Here is a 25290-nt window from a genome sequence, read left to right on the forward strand (position 1 = left end):
ATCAGATACCCCAAAGAATCTGCACACCCCAGACGAAGTAGGCGAACATCGCGACGCCGCATACTGCCTGGAAGAGGAAACGTATTGCAGTCGCGGACTTGCCGAACGCCATTGGCGTCAGGTAGTCGGTCGCGATGGTCCACATGCCGACCCAGGCGTGAGCGCCGAGGGCAACGAGGGCCAGGAGACTGAAAATACGCATCCAGTTGCTTGCGAACAGTTCATGCCATTGGGCGTAGCCGATGCCTGGATGGGCAACGACGTATCCGATCAGGAAAATGAAATAAGCCGCGAGAACAACCGCAGACACACGTTGTGCCATCCAGTCATAGAGGCCCGAACGCGACAGGTTCGTGACGTTAGTTACCATATCCAAACTCCTGCCAGAACGATTACCACCACGGAAACGGCGATAACGATTTTCGAGCCCAGTTTGCCGCCTTCAAGCGACTCGCCGATGCCCATGTCCATGATCAAGTGGCGCACACCGGCAACCAGGTGATACAGCAAGGCGGACAGGATGCCCCAAATCACTAGCTTGGCTAGCGGACTGGTCAGACACGCTTTCACCTGACCGAAGCCTTCTTCTGAGCTCAGCGATTTGTCCAATGCATAAAGCATGATGGCCAGGCTGACAAAGAGGATGACACCGGAGATTCGGTGAAGAATGGACGTGTAAGCAGTGACTGGGAGTTTGATGGTCCTTAGGTCTAGGTTTACAGGTCGTTGGCTATTCACGGCTTTTTTTCACACTGAAGAGCCCCTAACAATCAGGGCAAAGTTGTTGGGGAGTGCACTGGTCAGGTACCCACCACCCAGGGAGTGCGACCCCCAATAAAGCAGGCCCAAAAGCCCCTGGCGGTCGGAGGCCGAGTATAGACAGTTAGGCTACTAATGACAACGCGTTCACCTTCCCCTAATAGCGCATTGCACAAGTTGCATAAAAGGCGTAAATGGCAGTCAATTTCGAGGAAAAAGTCCGGTTAAAGCCTTCTGGAGCAAGACTTTAGGCAAATTGACATTCGAATTTATCTCACTATAGTGGTGCGGGCCCTGCGTGGGGGGTCTGTCTGATGATTTCAAGCATAAATAGGAGGCCACATGGCTGACAAAAAAGCGCAGTTGATCATCGAGGGCGCAGCCCCCGTCGAGCTGCCCATTTTAACCGGCACCGTTGGTCCCGATGTTATCGATGTTCGGGGCCTGACGGCCACGGGCCGTTTCACCTTTGACCCTGGTTTCATGTCGACAGCTTCCTGCGAGTCGAAGATCACCTATATCGACGGCGACAACGGCATCCTGCTGCACCGCGGCTATCCGATCGAACAGCTGGCTGAAAAGTCGGACTACCTGGAAACCTGCTATTTGCTGCTCAACGGCGAATTGCCGACCGCAGAACAGAAGGCCCAGTTCGTCAGCACCGTGAAGAACCACACCATGGTTCACGAGCAGTTGAAGACTTTCTTCAACGGCTTCCGTCGCGACGCCCACCCAATGGCCGTCATGTGCGGTGTAGTCGGCGCCCTTTCGGCCTTCTACCACGACTCCCTCGACATCAATAACCCGCAGCATCGCGAAATCTCCGCGATCCGCCTGGTTGCCAAGATGCCGACCCTGGCAGCGATGGTTTACAAGTATTCCATGGGTCAACCCATGATGTACCCGCGCAACGACCTGACGTACGCGGAAAACTTCCTGCACATGATGTTCAACACTCCGTGCGAGATCAAACCGATCAGCCCGGTACTCGCCAAGGCCATGGACCGGATCTTCATCCTCCATGCCGACCACGAGCAAAACGCATCGACTTCTACCGTACGTCTGGCCGGCTCGTCGGGTGCCAACCCGTTCGCCTGTATCGCCGCCGGTATCGCTGCACTGTGGGGCCCTGCCCACGGCGGCGCGAACGAAGCTGTTCTGACCATGCTTGACGAAATTGGCGATGTGTCGAACATCGACAAGTACATCGCCAAGGCCAAGGACAAGAACGATCCGTTCAAACTGATGGGCTTCGGTCACCGGGTTTACAAAAACCGCGACCCACGCGCCACAGTTATGAAGCAGACTTGCGACGAAGTGCTGAAGGAACTGGGGATCAACAACGATCCGCAACTCGAACTGGCCATGCGCCTGGAAGAGATCGCCCTGACCGACCCGTACTTCATCGAGCGTTCGCTGTACCCGAACGTCGACTTCTACTCGGGGATCATCCTCAAGGCGATCGGCATTCCAACCAGCATGTTCACCGTGATCTTCGCTCTGGCGCGGACTGTTGGCTGGATCTCCCACTGGAAAGAAATGCTCTCCAGCCCGTACAAGATTGGCCGTCCTCGCCAGCTGTACACTGGCTACGAGTCGCGTGACATTACCAAGCTGGAAGACCGCAAATAAGACCTGTCTTGCGATAACGTCTTGAGTTGTACGCTCTACCGGGAACGGCCTCTATTTATATAGAGGCCGTTTTTGTTTGGGCGGTGGTTTTTTTTGGTGGGGGGTGGGATTGGGATTGGGATTGGGGGCATATCCGTTGCTGCGGTAACGGCTGCTTATGGTTTCGCTTTTACAGCGACTCACTTTTCCAGACGCCGAAAAGTAAGCAAAAGGCTTCGCCCCGGCGTACGGCGCCTCGCTGAGGCTCCGCGTTCCCTCGCTACGGTGCCCATCAGGGGGCATCGCCTCCGGTCTGCTTCGCGACGACCTCCTCTCGATGTGTGCGGCTTCGCCGCACGGCGCTACGCGCCTAACCCCCTGATGAACGCCTACGCTCGGCCTGCCGAAGGGGCGAAAGATCAAAAGCAGATCAAAAGCCAAAGCCAAAGCCAAAGCCAAAGCCAAAGCCAAAGCCAAAGCCAAAGCCAAAGCCAAAGCCAAAGCCAAAGCCAAAAGGATCGCAGTCGTCAAGAAGCTTGCGTACATCCGAAAGAACACGTCGACTACAAAGCCACCTTCGCAGGCAAGCCAGCTCCCACAGGGTCTCTGTACATCTGCAGGAGACTGGTCGGCTGCCAGGCCGCCATCGCAGGCAAGCCAGCTCCCACAGGGTCGGTGTACATCTGCAGGAGACTGGTCGGCTGTCAGGCCGCCATCGCTGGCAGGCCAGCTCCCACAGGGTTTGGGTTACATCTGCAAGAGACTGGTCGGCTGACAGGCCGTCATCGCCGGCAGGCCAGCTCCCACAATTGAATTTTGTACACCTGCGAGAGACTGGTCGGCTGTCAGGCCGCCATCGCCGGCAGGCCAGCTCCCACAGTAAATCGAGGTGTACCCCCGCTCTTCACCACTCAATAGGCCGAGCGGTAGCTCGCCTGCTTTTGATTTTGATCTACCCGCCCCTTCGGGAGGCTGAGTGGAGGCGTTTATCTGGGGGGCAGGCGCGTAGCGCCGTGCGGCGAAGCCGCACACATCGAGAGGAGGTCGTCGCGAAGCAGACCGGAGGCGATGCCCCCAGATGAATGCCGGAGCGAAGGAACACCGAGCCCAAGCGAGGGGCCGGACGCCGGGGCGAGCCTTTTTTTTGCTTACTTTTTTTGAGGCGTTTGTCAAAAAAAGTGAGTCGCCGTCAGGGCGAAACCCTAAGTGGCCGTTACCGCAGCAACGGATATGTACCCAATCAACCCAAAACATGGTCGGCCCAAAGGCCGCCACGACAAACAACCCAACCCACAAACAATCCGATAACCGCCCACAAAAAAAAATGCCCCGATCTCACGACCAGGGCATTTGCATTTAACGCAATGACACAGACAAACCCGAAACCTTAGTGCGAAACCGCCCCACTCGCCCCCAACCCAGTCTGCGAACGAACAAACTGCGGGAAGAACAGCGCGCGCTCATTCACACCAGCCGTTGACTTGTCAGTGATCGAGAAGAACCAGATCCCCACAAACGCAATAGCCATCGAGAACAGCGCAGGGTACTCATACGGGAAGATAGCCTTCTCGTGATGCAGAATCTGCACCCAAATGGTTGGCCCCAGCACCATCAAACCAACCGCACTCACCAGACCCAACCAGCCACCGATCATCGCACCGCGAGTCGTCAGCTTCTTCCAGTACATGGAAAGCAACAACACCGGGAAGTTACAGCTCGCCGCGATGGAGAACGCCAGGCCCACCATGAACGCGATGTTCTGGCTTTCGAACAGAATGCCCAGACCAATCGCCAACACACCCAGACAGATCGTGGTGATTTTCGAAACGCGGATCTCGTCCTTGTCGTTGGCCTTGCCCTTCTTGATCACACTGGCATAAAGGTCGTGAGACACCGCCGTAGCACCGGCCAGGGTCAAACCGGCCACAACAGCCAGAATGGTCGCGAACGCTACCGCCGAGATGAAGCCCAGGAAAATACTGCCACCCACCGCATTGGCCAGGTGCACCGCCGCCATGTTGTTACCACCCAACAACGCGCCAGCCGCATCTTTAAAGGCAGGGTTAGTGCTGACCAGCAAGATCGCGCCGAAGCCGATGATGAACGTCAGGATGTAGAAGTAGCCGATGAAGCCAGTGGCATACAGCACGCTCTTGCGAGCTTCCTTCGCGTCACTCACGGTGAAGAAGCGCATCAGGATGTGCGGCAGGCCCGCTGTACCGAACATCAGTGCCAGGCCAAGGGAGAACGCCGAGACCGGATCTTTCACCAGACCGCCCGGGCTCATGATCGCTTCACCTTTAGGGTGAACCTTGATCGCCTCGGAGAACAGCAAGCTGAAGTCGAAGTTGACGTGCTTCATGACCATCAGTGCCATGAACGAGGCGCCGGACAGCAGCAACACTGCCTTGATGATCTGCACCCAAGTGGTCGCCAGCATGCCGCCGAACAACACGTACATGCACATCAAGATACCAACCAGGATCACGGCAACGTAATAGTCCAGACCGAACAGCAGCTGGATCAGCTTGCCGGCGCCGACCATCTGCGCGATCAGGTAGAACGCCACCACCACCAGCGAACCGCAAGCAGACAGCGTGCGGATCTGGGTTTGCCCGAGGCGATAGGATGCCACGTCGGCAAAGGTGTATTTACCCAGGTTACGCAGGCGCTCGGCGATCAGGAACAGAATGATCGGCCAGCCCACCAGGAAGCCGATCGAGTAGATCAGGCCATCGTAGCCAGAGGTGAACACCAGGGCGGAAATACCCAGGAAAGACGCTGCCGACATATAGTCACCGGCAATGGCCAGACCGTTCTGGAAGCCAGTGATCTTGCCGCCTGCCGCATAGTAGTCAGCCGCCGAGTTGTTACGCTTGGAAGCCCAGTAGGTAATGCACAACGTCAAGCCGACAAACGCCACGAACATCAAAATCGCGGAAACGTTGAGCGGTTGTTTATGCACTTCGCCAGTCAGGGCTTCAGCCGCCCAGGCGCCAGGTGCAAAGGCTGCGATGCTCAATAGAGCCATTAAACGCCGGATCATTGCTGAGCCTCCTTGAGAATCGCATTGTTCAGGTCGTCGAATTCACCATTGGCGCGTCGTACATAGATGGCGGTCAGGACAAACGCCGAGACGATCAATCCCACACCAATTGGTATTCCCCAGGTAATCGAGGACTCGGGACTGATTTTCGCCCCTAGAATATGCGGCCCGTAAGCAATCAGAAGAATGAATCCGGAGTAAAGCCCAAGCATGATCGCTGAAAGTATCCAGGCGAATCTTTCTCGTTTGCTAACCAGCTCCTTGAAGCGCGGGCTATTTTGAATCGAGAGGTAAATGCTGTCGTTCATTGTTTTTATCCTCGCAGCACAGATTAAAGTTGGAACGTTATCCACTCTATGCGGCTGCGGAAGAGGTTCCAGACGACCTTAGTATTAGAACGACATGACGGTCTGGCCATTTTCCAGCAAATATTAATCAGCCTGCTTTGCACCCCTGATCCGAAAAAATGAAAAAGGCCCCTTGGCATTACTGCCAAGGGGCCCTGGAAGCGGCTGACCAGAAGCGTCAGCTCAAATCATTTGGTCCAGTCTGCAACGCGCTCAGGGTGTTTGGCCACCCAATCCTTTGCCGCGGCTTCAGGCTTGGCACCATCTTGAATCGCCAGCATGACTTCGCCGATTTCGTCTTTCGACGCCCACTGGAAGTTCTTCATGAACTTGGCGACTTCCGGAGCTTTGGTTGCCAGTTCTTTGCTGCCGATGTTGTTCACGGTTTCAGCCGCGCCGTAAACGCCTTTCGGGTCGTCCAGGAAGCGCAGTTTCCACTTGGCGAACATCCAGTGCGGCACCCAACCGGTAACAGCAATGGATTCGTTTTTCTTCTCGGCACGGGTCAGCTCGGCAATCATGCCGGCGCCGGAACTGGCCTTGAGTTGATACCCGGTCAGGTCGTAATCCTTGATTGCCTGTTCGGTCTTGATCATCACGCCCGAGCCGGCGTCAATGCCAACGATGCGTTTTTTGAAGCTGTCGTCGGTTTTAAGGTCTTCAATGGATTTGGCTTTGACGTACTCCGGCACGATCAGGCCAATTCTCGCGTCCTTGAAGTTCGCACCGTAATCGACAACCTGGTCCTTGTTCTTGGTCCAGTACTCACCATGGGTCACAGGCAGCCACGCAGACATCATGGCGTCGAGTTTGCCAGTGGCCACGCCCTGCCACATGATCCCGGTGGCGACTGCTTGTAGTTTCACGTCATAACCGAGTTTCTGCCTGATCACCTCAGCGGCCACGTTGGTCGTGGCAACACTGTCCGACCAGCCGTCGACATAACCGATAGTCACTTCTTTGGCTTCGGCGCTGGCTATAGTAGAACTGATCGCCAGCACCAAAGCGGCACCTGCGCCCAAGAGTCGTCGCATCTTCATCGTTACTTCCCCGAAAGTGCTGCGCTCGACGGATGCCGAGTCGCGTCAACGTATTGTTATGGTGCACAGCGCCCCCATCACGCCCACCGCAAACTCGCTCGAACATCAGTGGAGTACTGACGCCTCGATAATCAACCTGACGACAACGACGACCTGCTCTGTCAGCGACCTCAAGCCATCGAGAAACGACATCAGATCGCCATTAATCTAGAGCACAGAAAGCGTTCCAGCCAATCCGCCCGAACTTTGCATGTCAAAATCATGCAGGCCACCAAGCACAGGGCAAATACAGGTAACATGCGCGGCTTTGTTCCCAGACGGCCTGACCATGTCCGCGACATCCCGCTTCCCTTTCCTTGCCTATTTATTCGCTTGCCTGCTGGGGCTGTTTGCCCTCGCCGGCTTCTGGTACGGCCTCGGCAAACCGGTCATTTTGCCGGACGTGGCCAGCGCAACGCACAAGCTGCAATGCGCCTCCTACACCCCGTTCGACAAGGACCAGTCGCCCTTCGATCAGCCGTTCAAATTGCGCCCCGAGCGCATGGACGCCGACCTCGCGCTGCTGGCAAAAAGCTTCGAATGCATCCGCACCTATTCCATGACCGGTCTTGAGGCCCTGCCCGACCTGGCGCGCAAGCATGGACTGAAGTTGATGATCGGAGCCTGGGTCAACAGCAACCCGGTGGATACCGAGAAAGAAGTCGACCTGCTGATCGCCTCGGCCAATGCCAACGCGGACGTGGTGACCTCGGTCATCGTCGGCAACGAAACCTTGCTGCGCAAGGAAGTCACCGGGGCGCAACTGGCCAAGCTGATCAACAAGGTCAAGAGCCAGGTCAAGCAGCCGGTCACTTATGCGGACGTCTGGGAATTCTGGCTCAAGCACCCGGAAGTCGCGCCGGCGGTGGATTTCCTGACCATCCATCTGCTGCCGTACTGGGAAGATGACCCTTCGAACATCGATGCTGCGCTGCAGCATGTGGCTGAAGTGCGCCAGGTGTTCGGTAACAAATTCGCGCCCAAGGACGTGATGATTGGCGAAACCGGCTGGCCGAGCGAAGGCCGTCAACGCGAAACCGCCCTGCCAAGCCGGGTCAATGAAGCCAAGTTCATTCGCAACTTCGTGATCATGGCCGAGCAACAAGGCTGGCATTACAACCTCATCGAAGCTTTTGACCAGCCATGGAAACGCGCAAGCGAAGGCGCGGTCGGCGGCTATTGGGGTCTGTTCGATGCCGATCGTCAGGACAAGGGCGTGCTGGCCGGTCCTGTGTCGAACGTGCCGTACTGGTCGCAGTGGCTGGCAGTCGGCGGCTTGATCTTTCTCGCCACGCTGATGCTGGGCGGGCGTGTACGCAGCACTCGCGCCGCGCTGGTGTTGCCGCTGTTCGGTGCACTGGCTGCCTGTTCGATTGGAGCCTGGGGTGATCTGGCCCGTGTCACCACGCGCTTTGCCAGTGAATGGCTATGGGTGGCGTTGCTGACCGGCTTGAACCTGCTGGTGCTGGCCCATGCCGCGCTGACCCTGAGTGCCCGCACCGGCTGGCGTGAACGGGCGTTCAATGCGCTGGAGCGTCGCGCTGGATGGCTGGTCGCTGCCGCAGGGTTTGCGGCGGCGGTGATGATGCTGGAGTTGGTGTTCGATCCGCGTTATCGCAGCTTCCCCAGCGTCGCCTTCATCCTTCCGGCCCTGGTTTACCTGTGCCGACCGGTGAGCGTACCGCGTCGTGAAATCGCGCTGCTGACCTTCATCGTCGGTGCGGGCATCGCGCCGCAACTGTTCCGTGAAGGCTTGCAGAACCAGCAGGCTTGGGGTTGGGCGCTGGTGAGCGTGCTGATGGTGGCAGCGTTGTGGCGCTGCTTGCGGGTTCGCAAAGGCTGATCTGCAGTGAACCAATAAACGCCTTAGTACAAACCTGCTCTCCGCTCATTATTGGACGGAGAGCAGGAACCTAGCGATAGATTGCTACAAGGATTCGAGACCACCCCGAAAGCGGATGACCACCCTTAATGCCTGCTCGCTTGTGAACGTCGCGGAACAACTACCTTGCTGTACGTTTTGCGGGGATGGTAATTCTTCCAAGCTGGGTGGTTGAAAAACTCAGCTTGTGACAGTTCTCGACCCGCCACAAAAAACTTCACATTATTTTTAACTTCAGGCGTATCTTTGCGCCTGTACACATACCTGATTTCTGAAGCAGTAACACTGGTACCAGCACCCGGCTTTTTCGAGACAATGTCGTCCAGAGTGTCAATCAAGTTATCAATAGCGAACAGGACCTTCTTGTCGCGTTCAAAAATTTGAAACTCCAATCCCGCCTTACTCGAACGGCGCCACATCGGAACGTTTACCTCGAAAAAGTTACCTACCCCTTTCTCATCCTTTTGAAAATACCTATTAGTCATGGCGAACTCCTTGTAAGCAACGCCACGTTCAGCGTCCACTAGCTCCGCCTTTATTTGCTCATCAGAATTGTACACACCTGCCGTTACAGTCGGACCAAACGCCGCATCGGTCAAATCATTTTGCTTCAATACATTCCGTTTTTTTTCCCATAACAACCTGGGGATACCTTCCTTCCAAAGTGGCAACCTAGAAAATTCTTTGACCCCTGCTTTTTCCAACGCTTTCAGCGCAAGATCCCGAGGCTCACGTAATCCAAACAAAATGTCCCCCTCTTCAAAGGCAGAAACCAATGTGCCGTAATCATCCTTGCCTCCAGCATTAACATTCGTATTATTAAGCCCGGCCTTATCAAAGAAGGTGACAGGACTATTACCCGCCATACAATATAAATTCAAGCCATCTACTACACCCGCGGGGTCTGGACTCAGCCATCGATTCCACCAAGGCACATAATACCTAAAACCGTAATAACACAATCCGGTCGCATCTAATTCCTTACCTGAATAGCGGCTCGTCTTATCATTCGCCTTAACTATATCGCTTCCTGCCCACCACGCCGTGCAGCCGTAAGAATAAAAGACCTCTTCACTTATAACCTCCCCACCATCATCCATTTCCAAGCAGCATGAACCGATTTGATCGGTCAACGTATAGCGGTAACTGATCGTATTCACTTTTTGCCGCCGGTCCATCCGGTGCTGCACACGAACATTGCATAGCTCTGAATGCACATTGATAACATGCAGTTCTTCTTCATTATCGGTGCGGATTTCCAGCCCTCGCAAATAGCGGACCTCATGGCTACGGACCAAACGACCGACCAAATTTGTGCGAATTTTTCTTTGCCTTTGTCCGACATAGTCATAAACATAGTTCTCGGCATCGTTCCGCATGCCTGGGCGTACTACTTGCTCGACTCGCTGCAGAAGATTTCGCTCATCCCAAAACAAGTCCTGCCCGGGCAACAGCAAACGCTTATTACCGTTCGGGTCATACCCCGCAGCAATTTCAGCTTCCGTAGGCAATTCACCGTTGCTCTTTTGCACGAGGGCACGATTACTGTATTTCGACACTTTCATGCGCTGGGTACGGCTACCAAGCGCGGCGCAATGAATCTGCGTAATGAGATTTCCACTACAATCGTAGCCAAAGGTCTCAGTATAATTTTCCAGCTGACCTGGGTCCGTCGGTGATTGAAACTCTGGCAAATACGGCCCTACTCTCCCACCGACTACTTGCCAGCCAGTGGCATAAATCAACTGATAAAGAGTGTCGTAATGAAAAGTCCTTACCGGCTCTATCCTCTGGTTGCGAAAATAACGAACAGGCAAAGCCTTATCCTCAATTGACAAAATATTGCCAACAGGGTCATAGCAGTAAATCAAATGCTGCAAAAGTGGTTTTCCAGGAAACTGCGCCTTTAACTCCTCCAGTCTTCCATCGACAGAAGAGTGCATAGCAGAACAGACAAGCCCATTAGCGAATGTTTGCCGCTCAACTTTATTGAAAGCATTGTAACGAATGTCAACCAACAGATCTTTTTCTTGCCCATCTACGCCTATTTGTACTTTTATCCCGGCAACCTGTGCATCAACCGTATATTCAAATGTTTGAGTATTATGTTCAGCGTCGGTTTGGCAGAGCAATTGAGATACTGCATTATGACGATAACAAGTAGTGGCACCATCGCCCTTTTCATGTAGAAGATCACGATCAGCCTCTCTATGAGGCCAATCCGGCGCTCCCATTTTATCAAGAAACTTCCGGGTACATTCAAGCAGTTCCCCCTTCAGGGAGAACGCACTAAACATCATGGTCCCAGCGCTGTCATCGTGACGAATTAATTGCCCGCACTGATTTCGCTCGACAAACGCAGAGTCATTCCCCGCATAGGAAAAATACGCATTGACCCTTTCGCTCTCGCCGAAGATTCGCACTGACTCCTTGACTGGACGAATGAGGTCATCGTATTCAACATGAGTGTGCGTGAACTTACTGTCCCAACTATCGCAGTTCTGGCCGGCAGGACCTGGCAAATGCAAGCGATCACCGGCGTCAACACTAGCGGTGAGCAACTCCTTACCTGAGAGACTGAATACTGTTTTGATGTTTGCCGAAATAGTGGGTTCTGTTTCGAGAAGTTTAAACAGACGAGGATCAAACAGGTCTGTTTTGCGCCCAGAACTGTCATACACTTGATAAGTGACACGCTTATCAAGTGGAGCCAGTGCAGTCTCTCGGTGATAGTCCACGGTGCGTACCGTGAGCTCCCGCGGGTCAATCACCGACAATCTGGGAGTGCGGGTGTGCATGTTAGTCTCTCCTGACAGGATCAACGCTATACAACGGCGGCCCGGCCATTTAGATCCGAGCTCTGGAGAACGTCAACTGTCAGAAATAACAGGTAATGCAAGAAACCTAACGAACGGTAGTTTTTCTCACCAACCGCAGTGCAGCAATCACCACCGCAAACACCGCCAACGTCGTGTTGTATAGCGCCAATGCCGGAAACCCTAACACCAGCGCCAATACCGCCAACCACCACCCTGCCCGGCCCGGTACTGCAAAACCAATGATCGCTGCGGCCAATGCGGCAAAGCCCAACACCTTGAAGTGAATCATCAACCCCAGGCTGGAACGAACCTGGCATTCCCAGCGGCTTGCCTCGTCCACGCACAAGCCGACCCACTGCGCATCCTCCATGAAGCCATATCGCGCGCCATAACTGGCGGCCAGCCATAAAGGCAGTAAAACGAGCAGCAGAATCACAGGCAGACGGCGGGACATGAAGCACTCCAATAAACGAAAACGGCGGCCAGCTTAATCTCCCCACAGCGGTAAGCAACCGCGCAAAGCAGATAATTGGTCACGCATTCGCTGCAAAGTGTATCGTCTAGCTACTATTACCCCCAAATTAGGCCTGATTGGTGCCGAGGCATGGCACTTTGGCGCAATCGCGGTGGTCATAGCCTGCGAACTTCATTCGGCACCTTTCCCTAAGGGATTCAGTCATGCTCCGTTCCTTGCGCTTCGCCGCCCTATTTGGCGGCCTGATATTAAGTGCGTCCGCATTGGCGGTCGACATCGACGCTGCCAGTTATGGCTATCCCCTGACCAACCCGTTCGAGGCGACTATCGCCACGACGCCACCGGACCTGCGTCCGGAGTTACCGCTGGACGACGACATCGATCAGCAGACACGCAGCGTGACATTGCGCCCGGAGCGGGCATTTCAACTGCCGGACAACTTTTGGCCGGTCAAAAAACTGACCTATCGCATCGCCACCCAGGAAAAAGCCGCACCGCTGATCTTCCTGATCGCCGGTACCGGCGCGCGCTATGACAGCAGCATCAACGAATACCTGAAAAAGCTCTATTACAAGGCCGGCTACCACGTGGTGCAACTGTCGTCGCCCACCAGCTTCGACTTCATGAGCGCAGCCTCTCGCTTTGCCACACCCGGTATTACCAAGGAAGACGCCGAAGACATGTACCGGGTGATGCAGGCCGTGCGGGCGCAAAACCCGAACGTTCCCGTCACCGATTACTACCTGAGCGGCTACAGCCTGGGCGCACTGGACGCGGCATTCGTCGCGCACCTGGACGAAACCCGCCGCAGCTTCAACTTCAAGAAAGTCCTGCTGCTCAACCCTCCGGTCAACCTCTACACCTCGATCACCAACCTGGACAAGCTGGTCCAGACCGAGGTCAAGGGCATCAACAACAGCACCACCTTCTATGAACTGGTGCTGAACAAATTGACCCGCTACTTCCAGCAGAAGGGCTATATCGACCTCAACGATGCCCTGCTCTATGACTTCCAGCAGTCCAAGCAGCACCTGACCAACGAACAGATGGCCATGCTGATCGGCACCTCCTTCCGCTTCTCGGCGGCCGACATTGCCTTCACCTCGGACCTGATCAACCGTCGCGGCCTGATCACCCCGCCTAAATACCCGATCACCGAAGGCACCAGCCTCACGCCGTTCCTCAAGCGTGCGCTGCAATGCGACTTCGATTGCTACATCACCGAGCAAGTCATCCCGATGTGGCGTGCCCGCACCGACGGCGGCAGCCTGCTGCAACTGATCGACCAGGTCAGCCTGTACGCCCTCAAGGATTACCTGCACGACAGCCCGAAGATCGCCGTCATGCACAACGCTGACGATGTGATTCTCGGCCCTGGCGATCTTGGCTTCCTGCGCAAGACCTTCGGTGATCGCTTGACCGTTTATCCATTGGGCGGCCATTGCGGCAACCTTAACTACCGCGTCAACAGCGACGCCATGCTGGAGTTTTTCCGTGGCTAAATATCTCCTGCTTATCGCAGCGTTACTCTGTGCAGGCGTCGCTAATGCCGACAACAGCAAAGCCAACGCTCCTGTCGTGGTCGGCACTGACGGCTTCAAAGAGCCGTTGAGCAAACTCAAATTCAACCCGGGGCTGGATCAGCGCGAGTTCGAACGCTCGACACTCAACGCGCTGGCGGTCTATGACCCGCTGGAAGAGTGGAACCGTCGGGTTTACCACTTCAACTACCGTTTCGACCAATGGGTGTTCCTGCCGGTGGTCGACGGCTATCGCTACATCACACCCAGCTTCCTGCGCACCGGCGTCAGCAACTTCTTCAATAACCTGGGCGATGTGCCGAACCTGGTGAACAGCTTGCTGCAGTTCAAGGGCAAGCGCTCGCTGGATACCACCGCGCGCCTGCTGCTCAACACCACCGTCGGCATCGCCGGCCTCTGGGACCCGGCTACCGCCATGGGCCTGCCGCGCCAGAGCGAAGACTTCGGCCAGACCCTGGGCTTCTACGGTGTACCGGGTGGCGCGTACTTCGTGCTGCCGATCCTCGGCCCTTCGAACATCCGCGATACGGGTGGCCTGGCCGTGGACTTCACTACCGAGTCGGCGATCAACTTCCTGAACGTCGCGCAAGTCAGCGAAAACCACCCGGAGATCTGGGTCCTGCGCAGTATCGACAAGCGCTACCAGACCAGCTTCCGTTACGGCCAACTGAACTCGCCGTTCGAGTACGAGAAAGTGCGTTACGTCTACACCGAGTCGCGCAAGTTGCAGATCGCCGAGTAAATCCGGCGGCAACAAAAAAGGCCATTCGATGCGAGTCGAATGGCCTGATCGTTCCCACGCTCTGCGTGGGAATGCAGCCCGTGACGCTCTGCGTCACATCCATAAGCGGACGCAGAGCGTCCAATTGAGGCATTCCCACGCAGAGCGTGGGAACGATTAGGCCGCTGGATCTCAGCCTTTGACTGAGCGCCAGATCTTGCTGACCCCCATCACCCCCGCCAACACCAACGCACCCGCCACAATCCCCGCCACTGCATTCAGCAACGTCGGCACGATAAACCCGGCACCGCCCGCCCCGGCACTGACGCTTTCAATCCAGTGATGAACCACCGGCACGCCATGGGTCAGAATCCCGCCGCCGACCAGGAACATCGCCGCCGTGCCGATCACCGACAGGCTTTTCATCATGTACGGCGCTGCACGCAGAATCGCGCCGCCGATGCTTTTGGCCATCTGTGCGGGTTTCTGAGTCAGCCACAGGCCCAGGTCGTCGAGCTTGACGATGCCCGCGACCAACCCGTAAACACCGATGGTCATGACGATGGCAATGCCCGACAGCACGATGACCTGCTGGGTCAACGACGCATCCGCCACCGTGCCCAGGGTGATCGCGATGATTTCCGCCGACAGAATGAAATCCGTACGGACCGCGCCTTTGATCTTGTCCTGCTCGAACGCCACCAGATCGACCGCCGGATCGGCCACCGCCTCGACCAGCTCGGCATGTTCAGCCTGGTCTTCGTCTTGGCTATGCAGAAACTTGTGGGCGAGTTTCTCGAAACCTTCGAAACACAGGTACGCGCCACCGACCATCAACAGCGGCGTGACCAGCCAGGGAATGAACGCGCTAATGGCCAATGCCGACGGCACCAGGATCAATTTATTGCGAAACGAGCCTTTGGCGACCGCCCAAACCACCGGGATTTCCCGTTCGGCGCGTACACCGCTGACCTGCTGGGCATTGAGCGCCAGATCATCGCCGAGTACACCAGCGGTTTTCTTGGCGGCCATTTTGGTCATCAACGCTACATCGTCGAGTACTGCAGCGATGTCGTCGATCAACACCAGCAAACTGCTTCCTGCCATGAATCAGGTTTCCTTCTTGAATGAATGCCGCGCAGCATAGCGCGGCCAAGCGTCACACGGGGCATTCTTGAGCGCCGCGCGAGCCCGGTGCTACCATGCGCAACCGCCAGAACAGGCAAGGAACCCCCTGGTTTATGAGCACTATCCGCGAGCGCAACAAAGAACTGATCCTGCGTGCCGCCAGTGAAGAATTTGCCGACAAGGGCTTTGCTGCGACCAAAACCAGCGACATCGCAGCCAAGGCCGGATTGCCCAAGCCCAACGTCTATTACTACTTCAAATCCAAGGAAAACCTCTACCGCGAGGTCCTGGAAAGCATCATCGAGCCGATTCTGCAGGCCTCGACGCCGTTCAACGCCGATGGGGTGCCGAGTGAAGTGCTGAGTGGTTACATCCGCTCGAAGATCCGCATCTCCCGCGACCTGCCCTTCGCTTCGAAGGTGTTCGCCAGCGAAATCATGCACGGCGCCCCGCACCTGAGCGCCGACCTGGTCGAGCAACTCAATGGCCAGGCCAAGCACAATATTGCCTGCATCCAGACCTGGATCGACCGCGGCCAAATCGCCCCGATCGACCCCAACCACCTGATGTTCAGCATCTGGGCCGCGACCCAGACCTATGCCGACTTCGACTGGCAGATTTCTGCGGTGACCGGCAAAGACAAACTGGATGAGGCCGATTATGAAGCGGCGGCACAGACGATTATTCGGCTGGTGTTGAAGGGGTGTGAGCCAGACTGAAAAACCTCATTGACTCCATCGCGGGCAAGCCTGCTCCAACAGAAATTGCAGGTGTTCACGAAGTTGGGGGCCAACCCAAATCCACTGTGGGAGCGAGCTTGCTCGCGATGGCGGCAATACGGTATCCGATCAAACCCAGATAGCATCCCACAGCGGATAATCGCCGTACCGTGCAACTAAGCCAGCCCGCAATGGGTTGGTCACAACATATCGCCCAAGCTGAACCAAATCCGCCTCTCTCCTCAATGCTCGATCGTGATAGCCCTGCTGCCAAAGACTGCCCCTGCGACCGGTGGACATGTTGACTGCCCGCGTACTCAGTGATTTGGTCTTTTGCATCAGCTCACTCAAAGATCCCTGCTGCAATTCGATCAGCCAGTGAAAGTGGTCGGGCATCACGACCCAAGCCAATGAATTTGCCCAACCCTGATTTTGAGCGTGACGAAATTGGTCCACGACCAATCGTCCCAAAAAGAAATCCTTGAAGACAGGCACTCGGTCCAGTGTATTGGTGGTCAGCAGATAAATGCGATTTGCTTCGGCATAACGACCAAGGCGCAGGCGATGTGAAGCAGGAAGATATGGCATTCCTTTGCCTCTCATGATTTAAGTCATGTGAAGGCTAGACCTGTGCATGCTTGAGGGTGGGGCAGATTTTTAGCTGGATGTGTCCAGAAGATAGCTATCGCGAGCAAGCTCGCTCCCACAGAGGTTAGGGGTGCTCACAACATTTGTGCTCACCGAAAATCCAACGTGGGAGCGAGCTTGCTCGCGATGGCGATAGATCAATCTACAACAATACTAGGCAGTAACCCCCGCATCCGCCCTCAACCCCATCGCCTCGATCGCACTGATCGCGCACTGCTCATCAACATCCGACAGATCCCCGCTGACCCCCACCGCTCCCAGCACATTGCCGTCCTGATCCCGAATCAACACGCCACCCGGTGCCGGCACGACGCTGCCTTGCCCAAGGCTATTCAACGCGGCAAAGAAGGCCGGGCGTTGTTGGGCGTCCAGTGCCAGCAGGCGTGAGCCTTTGCCGAGGGCGATGGCGCCCCAGGCTTTGCCGATGGCGACCTGCGGGCGTAGCAGGCTGGCGCCGTCTTCGCGTTGCAGGGTAATCAGGTGCCCGCCGGCGTCCAGCACCGCGATGGTTAACGGGGCTGCCGAGATTGCACGCGCAGCGGAGATGGCCTGAGTGGTCAGGCTGACTGCGACTTTCAAGGTTAAAGCGCTCATGGTGCCGTCCTCATTTTGTTTTTCGGAAAGCCGTTGGGCTGCGCCGTTGTGCCGCAGTCCGATGCAACAAATAGAACACAATGAGTTATTTTTTTGTATACAATAATTATCGAAAAGCGCCACATGCGACGAAAAGCCACAGCAGGACGGCCTTCCGACGAATGAAACAGTCGCTTGAGAAAATGGATTGACCTGCGCCGTCCGCCGTGAATACACTCTGCGCAAAGCCACTTGTATACAATTACAAAACGTAAGAGGCACAAAACCATGAGCAAAATGAGAGCAATCGAAGCCGCCGTTCTGGTGATGCGCCGCGAAGGGGTTGATACCGCTTTTGGCATCCCGGGCGCCGCAATCAACCCGCTGTACTCCGCCTTGCAGAAGGTCGGTGGCATCGATCACGTCCTCGCTCGCCACGTTGAAGGCGCCTCGCACATGGCCGAGGGCTACACCCGAACCAAGGCCGGCAACATCGGCGTATGCATCGGGACTTCGGGACCTGCCGGCACCGACATGGTCACCGGGCTCTACAGCGCCTCGGCCGACTCGATTCCGATCTTGTGCATCACCGGTCAGGCGCCGCGGGCGCGCATGCATAAGGAAGACTTCCAGGCGGTCGATATCACCACCATCGTCAAGCCAGTGACCAAGTGGGCAACCACCGTCATGGAACCGGGCCAAGTGCCTTACGCTTTCCAGAAAGCCTTCTACGAAATGCGCTCCGGCCGTCCAGGCCCGGTGCTGATCGACCTGCCGTTCGACGTGCAGATGGCTGAAATCGAATTCGATATCGACGCCTACGAACCACTGCCGCTGGCCAAGCCAACCGCCAACCGCGTGCAAATCGAGAAGGCCTTGGCCATGCTCGATCAGGCCGAGCGTCCATTGCTGGTCGCCGGTGGCGGCATCATCAATGCCGACGCCAGCGAGTTGCTGGTGGAGTTCGCCGAGCTGACCGGTATCCCGGTCATCCCGACCCTGATGGGCTGGGGTACGATCCCGGACGATCACCCGTTGATGGTCGGCATGGTCGGTCTGCAGACGTCGCACCGCTACGGCAACGCCACCCTGCTCAAGTCCGACGTGGTGTTGGGCGTCGGTAACCGTTGGGCCAACCGTCACACCGGCTCGATCGACGTGTACACCGAAGGCCGCAAGTTCATCCACGTTGACATCGAACCGACGCAAATCGGCCGGGTGTTCAACCCGGACCTGGGCATCGTCTCCGACGCTGCTGCCGCGCTGACCGTGTTCATCGAAGTCGCTCGCGAGTGGCAAGCCGCCGGCAAGCTGAAAAACCGCAGCGCCTGGCTGCAAGATTGCCAACAGCGCAAAGCCAGCCTGCAACGCAAGACTCACTTCGACAACGTGCCGGTCAAGCCGCAACGGGTGTACGAAGAGATGAACCAGGTGTTCGGCAAAGACACTTGCTACGTCAGCACCATCGGTCTGTCGCAGATTGCCGGCGCGCAGTTCCTGCACGTCTACAAGCCGCGTCACTGGATCAACTGCGGTCAGGCCGGTCCATTGGGCTGGACCATTCCGGCCGCACTGGGCGTGGTCAAGGCTGACCCGAGCCGCAAGGTCGTGGCACTGTCGGGCGACTATGATTTCCAGTTCATGATCGAAGAATTGGCGGTGGGCGCGCAGTTCAAGCTGCCGTACATCCACGTTGTGGTAAACAACTCGTACCTGGGGCTGATTCGTCAGGCCCAGCGCGGTTTCGACATGGACTATTGCGTACAGCTGTCCTTCGATAACCTGAACGCTCCGGAACTCAATGGTTACGGTGTCGACCACGTCGCGGTCGCCGAAGGCCTCGGCTGCAAGGCACTGCGTGTGTTCGAACCGGGTCAGATCCAGCCTGCCCTACGCAAGGCTCAGGAACTGATCGAAGAGTTCAAGGTACCGGTGATCGTCGAGATTATTCTGGAGCGCGTGACCAACATTTCAATGGGCACCGAGATCAACGCCGTCAACGAATTCGAAGACCTGGCGCTGGTCGGCAACGATGCGCCAACCGCGATTTCGTTGCTTGATTAACAGCTGATGATAATCGTTCCCACGCTCTGCGGGGGAATGCAGCCCGGGACGCTCCGCGTCCCAAAGCGGACGCGGAGCGTCCATTGAGGCATTCCCACGCGGAGCGTGGGAACGATCCCAACAACACATTTACGGGAGACCACCATGCCGCGTTTCGCAGCCAACCTGTCCATGCTCTTCACCGAACAGGACTTCCTCGCCCGTTTCGAAGCGGCCGCCAAGGCCGGCTTCAGTGGTGTCGAGTACCTGTTCCCTTACGACTTCAGCTCCGCCGAAATCAAGGCCAAGCTCGATGCCAACGGTCTGACCCAGGTGCTGTTCAACCTGCCGGCCGGTGACTGGGCCAAGGGTGAGCGCGGTATCGCGTGCCTGCCGGACCGTGTTGAAGAGTTCCGCGCCGGTGTCGACCTGGCCATCGCCTACGCACAAGTGCTGGGCAACACCCAGGTCAACTGCCTGGCCGGCATTCGTCCACAAGGCGTCGACGATGCCACCGTGGAAAAAACCTTCGTCGCCAACCTCAAGTACGCCGCCGACAAGCTGCAAGCGGCCGGCATCAAACTGGTGATGGAAGCGATCAACACCCGCGACATCCCGGGTTTCTACCTGAACAACACGGCGCAAGCCCTGTCGATTCGCGAACAGGTCGGCAGCGTCAATCTGTTCCTGCAATACGACATCTATCACATGCAAATCATGGAGGGCGACCTGGCCCGCACCATGGCCGCGCACCTGGGCGAGATCAACCACATCCAGTTGGCCGACAACCCAGGACGCAACGAACCGGGCACCGGTGAAATCAACTACCGCTTCCTGTTCGAACACCTGGACCGCATCGGTTATCAGGGGTGGATCGGCTGTGAATACAAGCCGCTGACCACCACTGAAGCGGGCCTGGGCTGGCTGAAAACCCATAACGCGATCTGATCTGACACAGATCCCCTGTAGGAGTGAGCCTGCTCGCGATGAAATCACCTTGGTACACCTGATGTACCGCAGCGCCTGAATCGCGAGCAGGCTCACTCCTACAAAAAGCTATGCCCCCATTTGCTTGAGCAACACAAAAACAAGAGGAATTTCTCATGGCTAAAATCGGATTTATCGGCACCGGCATCATGGGCCACCCAATGGCGTTGAACCTGCAGAAAGCCGGTCACAGCCTGTTCCTGTCGGCGCACCACGACGCCGCGCCTGCCGACCTGGTTGCCGCTGGCGCCGTCGCCCTGGCGAACCCGAAAGAAGTGGCCCAGGAAGCTGAAATCATCATCATCATGGTGCCGGATACCCCACAGGTAGACGACGTACTGTTCCGCGAAGATGGCGTTGCCGCCGGTGTCGGCAAAGGCAAAATCGTCATCGACATGAGCTCGATCTCGCCGACCGCCACCAAGGCATTCGCGGCAAAGATCAACGAAAAAGGCGCGCAATACCTCGATGCGCCAGTGTCTGGCGGTGAAGTCGGCGCCAAGGCTGCGACCCTGAGCATCATGGTCGGCGGCGATGCCGATGCCTTCGAACGCGCCCTGCCGCTGTTCCAGGCGATGGGCAAGAACATCACCCTGGTCGGCGGCAACGGTGACGGTCAAACCGCGAAAGTGGCGAACCAGATCATCGTCGCGCTGAACATCCAGGCCGTGGCCGAAGCGCTGCTGTTCGCCTCGAAAAACGGTGCTGATCCGGCCAAGGTGCGTGAAGCGCTGATGGGCGGCTTCGCGTCGTCGAAGATCCTCGAAGTGCACGGCGAGCGCATGATCAAAGGCACCTTCGACCCGGGCTTCCGCATCAGCCTGCACCAGAAGGACCTGAACCTGGCCCTGCAAGGCGCCAAGGAGCTGAACATCAACCTGCCGAACACCGCCAACACCCAGCAAGTGTTCAGCACCTGCGCGGCCATCGGTGGCAGCAACTGGGACCACTCGGCACTGATCAAGGGCCTGGAACACATGGCGAATTTCTCGATTCGCGATAAGAAGTAAGCCCTGCCTGACCTGTGGGAGCCAGCCTGCTGGCGATGAAATCGACGCGATGTGTCTGATAGACCTCAGCGCCTGAATCGCCAGCAGGCTGGCTCCCACAAGGATCCGGGGTGCTCCACCCTCCAATAACAAGAATTCCGGGAGCCCGCCATGTCGGTCGATCCGCAACAACTGCTGCGCGAGCTGTTTGCCACAGCCATCGACGCGGCCCATCCGCAACACGTCCTCGAAGCCCATTTACCCAAGGATCGCAGCGGTCGGGTGATCGTCATCGGTGCCGGCAAAGCCGCCGCCGCGATGGCCCAGGTGGTCGAGCGCTGCTGGCAGGGTGAAGTCTCAGGTCTGGTGGTGACGCGTTACGGTCACGGCGCCCCGTGCGAAAAAATCGAAGTCGTCGAAGCCGCTCACCCGGTGCCTGACGCTGCTGGCCAAGCCGTCGCCAAGCGCGTGTTGGAACTGGTCAGCAACCTGACCGAAGAAGACCGCGTGATCTTCCTGCTCTCGGGCGGCGGATCGGCGTTGCTCGCCCTTCCGGCCAAAGGCATCACCCTGGCCGACAAGCAGTCGATCAACAAAGCCCTGCTCAAATCCGGCGCCACCATCGGCGAGATGAATTGCGTGCGCAAGCACCTCTCGGCGATCAAGGGCGGCCGTCTCGGCAAAGCCTGCTGGCCTGCCACTGTTTATACCTACGCGATTTCCGATGTGCCGGGCGACCTCGCTACCGTCATCGCCTCCGGCCCCACCGTGGCCGACCCAAGCACGTCGGCCGAAGCCCTGGCGATCCTCAAACGCTACGGCATCGATGTCCCGGCCTCGGTGCGCACCTGGTTGCAAAGCCCGGAATCGGAAACCGTCAAACCTGGCGATCCGAACCTGGCGCGCAGTCATTTCCAATTGATCGCCCGTCCGCAGCAATCCCTGGAAGCAGCAGCGGTGAAGTGCCGTCAGGCCGGTTTCAGCCCGCTGATCCTCGGTGACCTGGAAGGCGAATCCCGGGAAGTGGCGAAGGTTCACGCCGGCATCGCCCGGCAAATCGTCCTGCATGGTCAGCCCCTGGCGGCGCCTTGCGTGATTCTGTCCGGTGGCGAAACCACCGTCACCGTGCGCGGCAAGGGCCGTGGCGGACGTAACGCCGAATTTCTCCTGAGCCTGACCGACAGCCTCAAAGGCCTGCCCGGCGTCTACGCGTTGGCCGGCGACACCGATGGCATCGACGGCTCCGAAGACAACGCCGGCGCAATCATGACCCCGGACAGCTACGCCCGCGCCGCAGCCCTCGGTCTGAGCGCCAGCGACGAGTTGGACAACAACAATGGCTACGGCTATTTCGAGGCGCTGGACGCACTGATCGTCACCGAGCCGACCCGCACCAACGTCAATGACTTCCGCGCCATCCTGATCCTCGAGAGCCCTAAACATGACGCCTGATAAAAAGGTCAAAATCCTCGCCACCCTCGGTCCGGCCACTGACGGGATCGACGACATCCGCGAATTGGTGCAGGCCGGGGTCAACATTTTTCGCCTGAACTTCAGCCACGGCGATCACGCCGACCACGCCCAGCGCTATCAATGGATTCGTGAAGTCGAGCGCCAGTTGAATTACCCGCTGGGCATTCTGATGGACCTGCAAGGCCCGAAACTGCGGGTCGGCAAGTTCGCCGAGGGCAAAGTGCAGTTGCATCGCGGCCAGGCCCTGCGCCTGGACCTCGACCCGACACCCGGCGATCAGCGCCGCGTTAACTTGCCTCACCCGGAAATCATCGCCGCGCTGGAACCGGGCATGGACCTGCTGCTCGACGACGGCAAATTGCGCCTTCGCGTCGTCACCAAGTACGCCGACGCCATCGACACCACCGTGCTCAACGGCGGCGAATTGTCCGACCGCAAAGGGGTGAACGTGCCGCAAGCGGTGCTGGACCTGAGCCCGCTGACCGCCAAGGACCGTCGCGATTTGAGCTTCGGCCTGGAGCTGGGCGTGGACTGGGTCGCGCTGTCGTTCGTGCAACGCCCGGAAGACATCCGCGAAGCCCGCGAACTGATCGGCGACAAGGCGTTCTTGATGGCCAAGATCGAGAAGCCATCGGCCGTGACACAGCTGCGCGAGATCGCTGAATTGAGCGATGCGATCATGGTCGCTCGCGGTGACCTGGGCGTGGAAGTGCCGGCCGAAAGCGTGCCGCAGATTCAGAAAAACATCATCGCCCTCTGCCGTCAGCTCGGTAAACCGGTGGTGGTGGCGACGCAAATGCTGGAGTCGATGCGCTTCTCCCCTGCCCCGACCCGCGCCGAGGTCACTGACGTGGCCAACGCCGTGGCCGAAGGTGCCGACGCGGTAATGCTGTCAGCGGAAACCGCGTCCGGCGAATACCCGCTGGAAGCCGTGCAGATGATGAGCAAAATCATCCGTCAGGTGGAAAACGGCCCGGACTACCAGGCGCAACTGGATGTCAGCCGGCCTAAGGCTGAGGCGACGGTTTCCGATGCGATCAGCTGCGCGATTCGGCGTATCAGCAACGTGCTGCCGGTGGCGGTGCTGGTCAATTACAGCGAGTCGGGCACCTCGAGTTTGCGTGCGGCGCGGGAACGGCCGACGGTGCCGATCCTCAACCTGACCCCGAACTTGCAGACGGCGCGCCGTTTGACGGTGGCGTGGGGGGTGCACTCGGTGGTCAATGATCGGCTGCGGCAGGTCGACGAAGTGTGCTCGACGGCGCTGGAGATTGCGCAGGCCCAAGGCATGGCGCAGCGCGGAGACACTTTATTGATCACCGCGGGTGTGCCGTTTGGGCAGCCGGGGTCGACTAACTCACTGCGTATCGAGACATTGATCTAGAGCGCCTATACCGGCCTCATCGCCAGCGGGCTGGCTCCCACATTGGTTTTGTGTCGATCACGGAATCAAGACTGAACGGAGATTCACTGTGGGAGCCAGCCTGCTGGCGATGCAGCCGTCTCGGTTTCACTGACTTTCAGAACTGCCATGCCTGCCAACCACTTCAACACCCACTGCCCCGATTGGGCGACTGCCCTGCTCAACGGTTTCAGCCAGATCTTCCTCCAACGCCATCCGCTGTGCGGTCTGCTGTGCCTGTTGGCGATTCTTTTTACCGCGCCGGCCTTGCTCGGCGGTGCGCTGCTCGGTGGCGTCGCCGGGCTGCTTACCGCGCAGCGCCGCGGCTACGCCAAGGCCGACCGTCAGGCCGGACTCTTCAGCTATAACGGCGTTTTGCTCGGCCTGCTGCTGAGTCTGTATTTCCCTTGGTCCGCGATGTTGCCTCTGGTGATCATTGCCTGCGGCGGTCTGAGCGCAATGATCACCCAGCAGTGGCTCAAACGCGTGCGGATCAGCCAATACCTGCCTGTCTACACCGCACCTTTCGTGGGGATCAGCTGGCTGCTGTTGTGTTTCGCCACCCCTTCGACGACGGCGCATTTGATCGAAATCAACACGCTAAACATGCTCGCCGCCCCATTCAAAGGCCTGGGCCAGGTGATGTTCCTGGGTCATCCACTGGCCGGTGCGATGATTGCCGCCGGTTTGCTGATCGCTGATCGCCGCGCATTCTGCTGGGCGTTATTGGCGTCTGTCGCGGGCATGGGCTGGAGTCTGTTGAACCACGACTTCTACACCGCTCTGCTGGGCCTCGGCAGCTATAACGCCGTTCTCGCCGCCCTCGCCTTCAGCTCGCAGCGCCAGCCGTCGTGGCTGCCGGTGGCCGGCATAGCCTTAGCGCTGCTGCTGACGCCGATGTTTGCCGCTGTCGGTATGCCCACGCTGACCGCGCCCTTCATCCTCGCCTGCTGGCTGCTGCGTACCGCCACTCAAAAGCTCGACAAAGCCACGGTCGCCCGTGAGCCTTGCGCTACTGGGGAGAATCAACCTAGGCTTCGCTGATCAT

The 25290-nt window shown here is 57.7% G+C and carries 21 protein-coding genes; 11 read left to right on the forward strand and 10 right to left on the reverse strand.

From position 1 onward, the window contains the following. Window position 1 precedes the first annotated feature (1 nt). Both sdhD and sdhC read right to left on the reverse strand, forming a co-directional pair. A complete protein-coding gene (sdhD, locus tag HNR03_RS04125; RefSeq protein WP_027922414.1) occupies window positions 2–370 on the reverse strand; it encodes a succinate dehydrogenase, hydrophobic membrane anchor protein in 369 nt (122 codons plus the stop codon). After that, complete coding sequence (gene sdhC / locus HNR03_RS04130) at window positions 364–738, reverse strand: succinate dehydrogenase, cytochrome b556 subunit (RefSeq protein ID WP_027922413.1); 375 nt, start codon at window positions 736–738, stop codon at window positions 364–366. The genes sdhD and sdhC overlap by 7 nt, the downstream gene beginning before the upstream one ends. A gap of 363 nt (window positions 739–1101) precedes the next feature. Here sdhC and gltA point away from each other — a divergent pair, with 363 nt between their 5' ends. Then, on the forward strand, window positions 1102–2391 hold the full coding sequence (gltA, locus tag HNR03_RS04135) for a citrate synthase (protein WP_017337241.1): 1290 nt from the start codon (window positions 1102–1104) through the stop codon (window positions 2389–2391). 1366 nt (window positions 2392–3757) lie between these two features. Here the strand turns inward: gltA and HNR03_RS04145 are convergent. The 3 genes from HNR03_RS04145 to HNR03_RS04155 form a co-directional block, all read right to left on the reverse strand. Then, window positions 3758–5416, reverse strand: a complete 1659-nt coding sequence (locus tag HNR03_RS04145) for a cation acetate symporter (RefSeq protein WP_222585284.1) — start codon at window positions 5414–5416, stop codon at window positions 3758–3760. Further along, window positions 5413–5724 carry a DUF485 domain-containing protein gene (locus HNR03_RS04150; protein ID WP_201118703.1) on the reverse strand — a complete coding sequence of 104 codons (312 nt, stop codon included), beginning with the start codon at window positions 5722–5724 and terminating at the stop codon, window positions 5413–5415. The genes HNR03_RS04145 and HNR03_RS04150 overlap by 4 nt, the downstream gene beginning before the upstream one ends. Before the next feature lie 227 nt (window positions 5725–5951). Further along, window positions 5952–6803: a glycine betaine ABC transporter substrate-binding protein gene (locus HNR03_RS04155; RefSeq protein ID WP_259151056.1), complete on the reverse strand. Its 852-nt coding sequence runs from the start codon at window positions 6801–6803 to the stop codon at window positions 5952–5954. Window positions 6804–7131: 328 nt separating this feature from the next. Here HNR03_RS04155 and HNR03_RS04160 point away from each other — a divergent pair, with 328 nt between their 5' ends. Then, a complete protein-coding gene (locus HNR03_RS04160; RefSeq protein ID WP_259151057.1) occupies window positions 7132–8685 on the forward strand; it encodes a beta (1-6) glucans synthase in 1554 nt (517 codons plus the stop codon). A gap of 125 nt (window positions 8686–8810) precedes the next feature. Here the strand turns inward: HNR03_RS04160 and HNR03_RS04165 are convergent, their stop codons facing one another. Then, window positions 8811–11522 (reverse strand): RHS repeat-associated core domain-containing protein, encoded by a 2712-nt coding sequence (locus HNR03_RS04165; protein WP_259151058.1) that lies wholly within the window; start codon window positions 11520–11522, stop codon window positions 8811–8813. 106 nt (window positions 11523–11628) lie between these two features. Further along, the gene (locus HNR03_RS04170; protein ID WP_259151059.1) at window positions 11629–11997 is read right to left on the reverse strand and encodes a hypothetical protein; all 369 of its coding nucleotides are present in this window, start codon (window positions 11995–11997) and stop codon (window positions 11629–11631) included. A gap of 224 nt (window positions 11998–12221) precedes the next feature. On the opposite strand from HNR03_RS04170, the gene HNR03_RS04175 reads away from it, so the two are divergent. Continuing rightward, window positions 12222–13520 (forward strand): serine/threonine protein kinase, encoded by a 1299-nt coding sequence (locus HNR03_RS04175; RefSeq protein ID WP_222585281.1) that lies wholly within the window; start codon window positions 12222–12224, stop codon window positions 13518–13520. After that, a complete protein-coding gene (locus HNR03_RS04180; protein ID WP_259151060.1) occupies window positions 13513–14301 on the forward strand; it encodes a VacJ family lipoprotein in 789 nt (262 codons plus the stop codon). Before HNR03_RS04175 ends, HNR03_RS04180 begins: the two co-directional genes overlap by 8 nt. A gap of 171 nt (window positions 14302–14472) precedes the next feature. Here HNR03_RS04180 and HNR03_RS04185 read toward each other — a convergent pair whose 3' ends face one another. Beyond that, window positions 14473–15387, reverse strand: a complete 915-nt coding sequence (locus tag HNR03_RS04185) for a DUF808 domain-containing protein (protein ID WP_259151061.1) — start codon at window positions 15385–15387, stop codon at window positions 14473–14475. 134 nt (window positions 15388–15521) lie between these two features. Between HNR03_RS04185 and HNR03_RS04190 the strand changes: the two genes are divergently transcribed. Then, window positions 15522–16127: a TetR/AcrR family transcriptional regulator gene (locus tag HNR03_RS04190; RefSeq protein WP_222585278.1), complete on the forward strand. Its 606-nt coding sequence runs from the start codon at window positions 15522–15524 to the stop codon at window positions 16125–16127. A gap of 129 nt (window positions 16128–16256) precedes the next feature. Here the strand turns inward: HNR03_RS04190 and HNR03_RS04195 are convergent, their stop codons facing one another. After that, complete coding sequence (locus HNR03_RS04195) at window positions 16257–16715, reverse strand: REP-associated tyrosine transposase (RefSeq protein WP_259152081.1); 459 nt, start codon at window positions 16713–16715, stop codon at window positions 16257–16259. 213 nt (window positions 16716–16928) lie between these two features. Continuing rightward, window positions 16929–17369, reverse strand: coding sequence for a heme-binding protein (locus HNR03_RS04200; protein ID WP_259151062.1), 441 nt, complete (start codon window positions 17367–17369; stop codon window positions 16929–16931). Window positions 17370–17636: 267 nt separating this feature from the next. Here HNR03_RS04200 and gcl point away from each other — a divergent pair, with 267 nt between their 5' ends. The 6 genes from gcl (at window position 17637) to HNR03_RS04230 (ending at window position 25286) form a co-directional block, all read left to right on the forward strand. Next, entirely contained in the window at window positions 17637–19412 is a 1776-nt protein-coding gene (gene gcl, locus HNR03_RS04205) for a glyoxylate carboligase (RefSeq protein WP_090181614.1), read from the forward strand. 144 nt (window positions 19413–19556) lie between these two features. Beyond that, a complete protein-coding gene (hyi, locus tag HNR03_RS04210) occupies window positions 19557–20339 on the forward strand; it encodes a hydroxypyruvate isomerase (protein ID WP_222585274.1) in 783 nt (260 codons plus the stop codon). 155 nt (window positions 20340–20494) lie between these two features. After that, window positions 20495–21388, forward strand: a complete 894-nt coding sequence (locus HNR03_RS04215; protein ID WP_259151063.1) for a 2-hydroxy-3-oxopropionate reductase — start codon at window positions 20495–20497, stop codon at window positions 21386–21388. A 150-nt stretch (window positions 21389–21538) separates the two neighbouring features. Next, on the forward strand, window positions 21539–22819 hold the full coding sequence (locus HNR03_RS04220; RefSeq protein WP_259151064.1) for a glycerate kinase: 1281 nt from the start codon (window positions 21539–21541) through the stop codon (window positions 22817–22819). Then, the gene (gene pyk / locus HNR03_RS04225) at window positions 22809–24224 is read left to right on the forward strand and encodes a pyruvate kinase (RefSeq protein WP_259151065.1); all 1416 of its coding nucleotides are present in this window, start codon (window positions 22809–22811) and stop codon (window positions 24222–24224) included. Before HNR03_RS04220 ends, pyk begins: the two co-directional genes overlap by 11 nt. Window positions 24225–24371: 147 nt before the next feature. After that, window positions 24372–25286 (forward strand): urea transporter, encoded by a 915-nt coding sequence (locus tag HNR03_RS04230; RefSeq protein WP_259151066.1) that lies wholly within the window; start codon window positions 24372–24374, stop codon window positions 25284–25286. Window positions 25287–25290 lie beyond the last annotated feature (4 nt).

Source organism: Pseudomonas sp. JAI111 (assembly GCF_024809425.1).
In the GTDB taxonomy this organism is placed as follows: Bacteria; Pseudomonadota; Gammaproteobacteria; order Pseudomonadales; family Pseudomonadaceae; genus Aquipseudomonas.

What these genes read in the sequence shown, in the direction of transcription:
- sdhD (WP_027922414.1), bottom strand. Translation starts at nt 370, where the DNA reads ATGGTAACTAACGTCACGAACCTGTCGCGTTCGGGCCTCTATGACTGG.
- gltA (WP_017337241.1), top strand. Translation starts at nt 1,102, where the DNA reads ATGGCTGACAAAAAAGCGCAGTTGATCATCGAGGGCGCAGCCCCCGTC.
- HNR03_RS04145 (WP_222585284.1), bottom strand. Translation starts at nt 5,416, where the DNA reads ATGATCCGGCGTTTAATGGCTCTATTGAGCATCGCAGCCTTTGCACCT.
- HNR03_RS04150 (WP_201118703.1), bottom strand. Translation starts at nt 5,724, where the DNA reads ATGAACGACAGCATTTACCTCTCGATTCAAAATAGCCCGCGCTTCAAG.
- HNR03_RS04155 (WP_259151056.1), bottom strand. Translation starts at nt 6,803, where the DNA reads ATGAAGATGCGACGACTCTTGGGCGCAGGTGCCGCTTTGGTGCTGGCG.
- HNR03_RS04160 (WP_259151057.1), top strand. Translation starts at nt 7,132, where the DNA reads ATGTCCGCGACATCCCGCTTCCCTTTCCTTGCCTATTTATTCGCTTGC.
- HNR03_RS04165 (WP_259151058.1), bottom strand. Translation starts at nt 11,522, where the DNA reads ATGCACACCCGCACTCCCAGATTGTCGGTGATTGACCCGCGGGAGCTC.
- HNR03_RS04170 (WP_259151059.1), bottom strand. Translation starts at nt 11,997, where the DNA reads ATGTCCCGCCGTCTGCCTGTGATTCTGCTGCTCGTTTTACTGCCTTTA.
- HNR03_RS04175 (WP_222585281.1), top strand. Translation starts at nt 12,222, where the DNA reads ATGCTCCGTTCCTTGCGCTTCGCCGCCCTATTTGGCGGCCTGATATTA.
- HNR03_RS04185 (WP_259151061.1), bottom strand. Translation starts at nt 15,387, where the DNA reads ATGGCAGGAAGCAGTTTGCTGGTGTTGATCGACGACATCGCTGCAGTA.
- HNR03_RS04190 (WP_222585278.1), top strand. Translation starts at nt 15,522, where the DNA reads ATGAGCACTATCCGCGAGCGCAACAAAGAACTGATCCTGCGTGCCGCC.
- HNR03_RS04195 (WP_259152081.1), bottom strand. Translation starts at nt 16,715, where the DNA reads ATGCCATATCTTCCTGCTTCACATCGCCTGCGCCTTGGTCGTTATGCC.
- HNR03_RS04200 (WP_259151062.1), bottom strand. Translation starts at nt 17,369, where the DNA reads ATGAGCGCTTTAACCTTGAAAGTCGCAGTCAGCCTGACCACTCAGGCC.
- gcl (WP_090181614.1), top strand. Translation starts at nt 17,637, where the DNA reads ATGAGCAAAATGAGAGCAATCGAAGCCGCCGTTCTGGTGATGCGCCGC.
- hyi (WP_222585274.1), top strand. Translation starts at nt 19,557, where the DNA reads ATGCCGCGTTTCGCAGCCAACCTGTCCATGCTCTTCACCGAACAGGAC.
- HNR03_RS04215 (WP_259151063.1), top strand. Translation starts at nt 20,495, where the DNA reads ATGGCTAAAATCGGATTTATCGGCACCGGCATCATGGGCCACCCAATG.
- HNR03_RS04220 (WP_259151064.1), top strand. Translation starts at nt 21,539, where the DNA reads ATGTCGGTCGATCCGCAACAACTGCTGCGCGAGCTGTTTGCCACAGCC.
- pyk (WP_259151065.1), top strand. Translation starts at nt 22,809, where the DNA reads ATGACGCCTGATAAAAAGGTCAAAATCCTCGCCACCCTCGGTCCGGCC.
- HNR03_RS04230 (WP_259151066.1), top strand. Translation starts at nt 24,372, where the DNA reads ATGCCTGCCAACCACTTCAACACCCACTGCCCCGATTGGGCGACTGCC.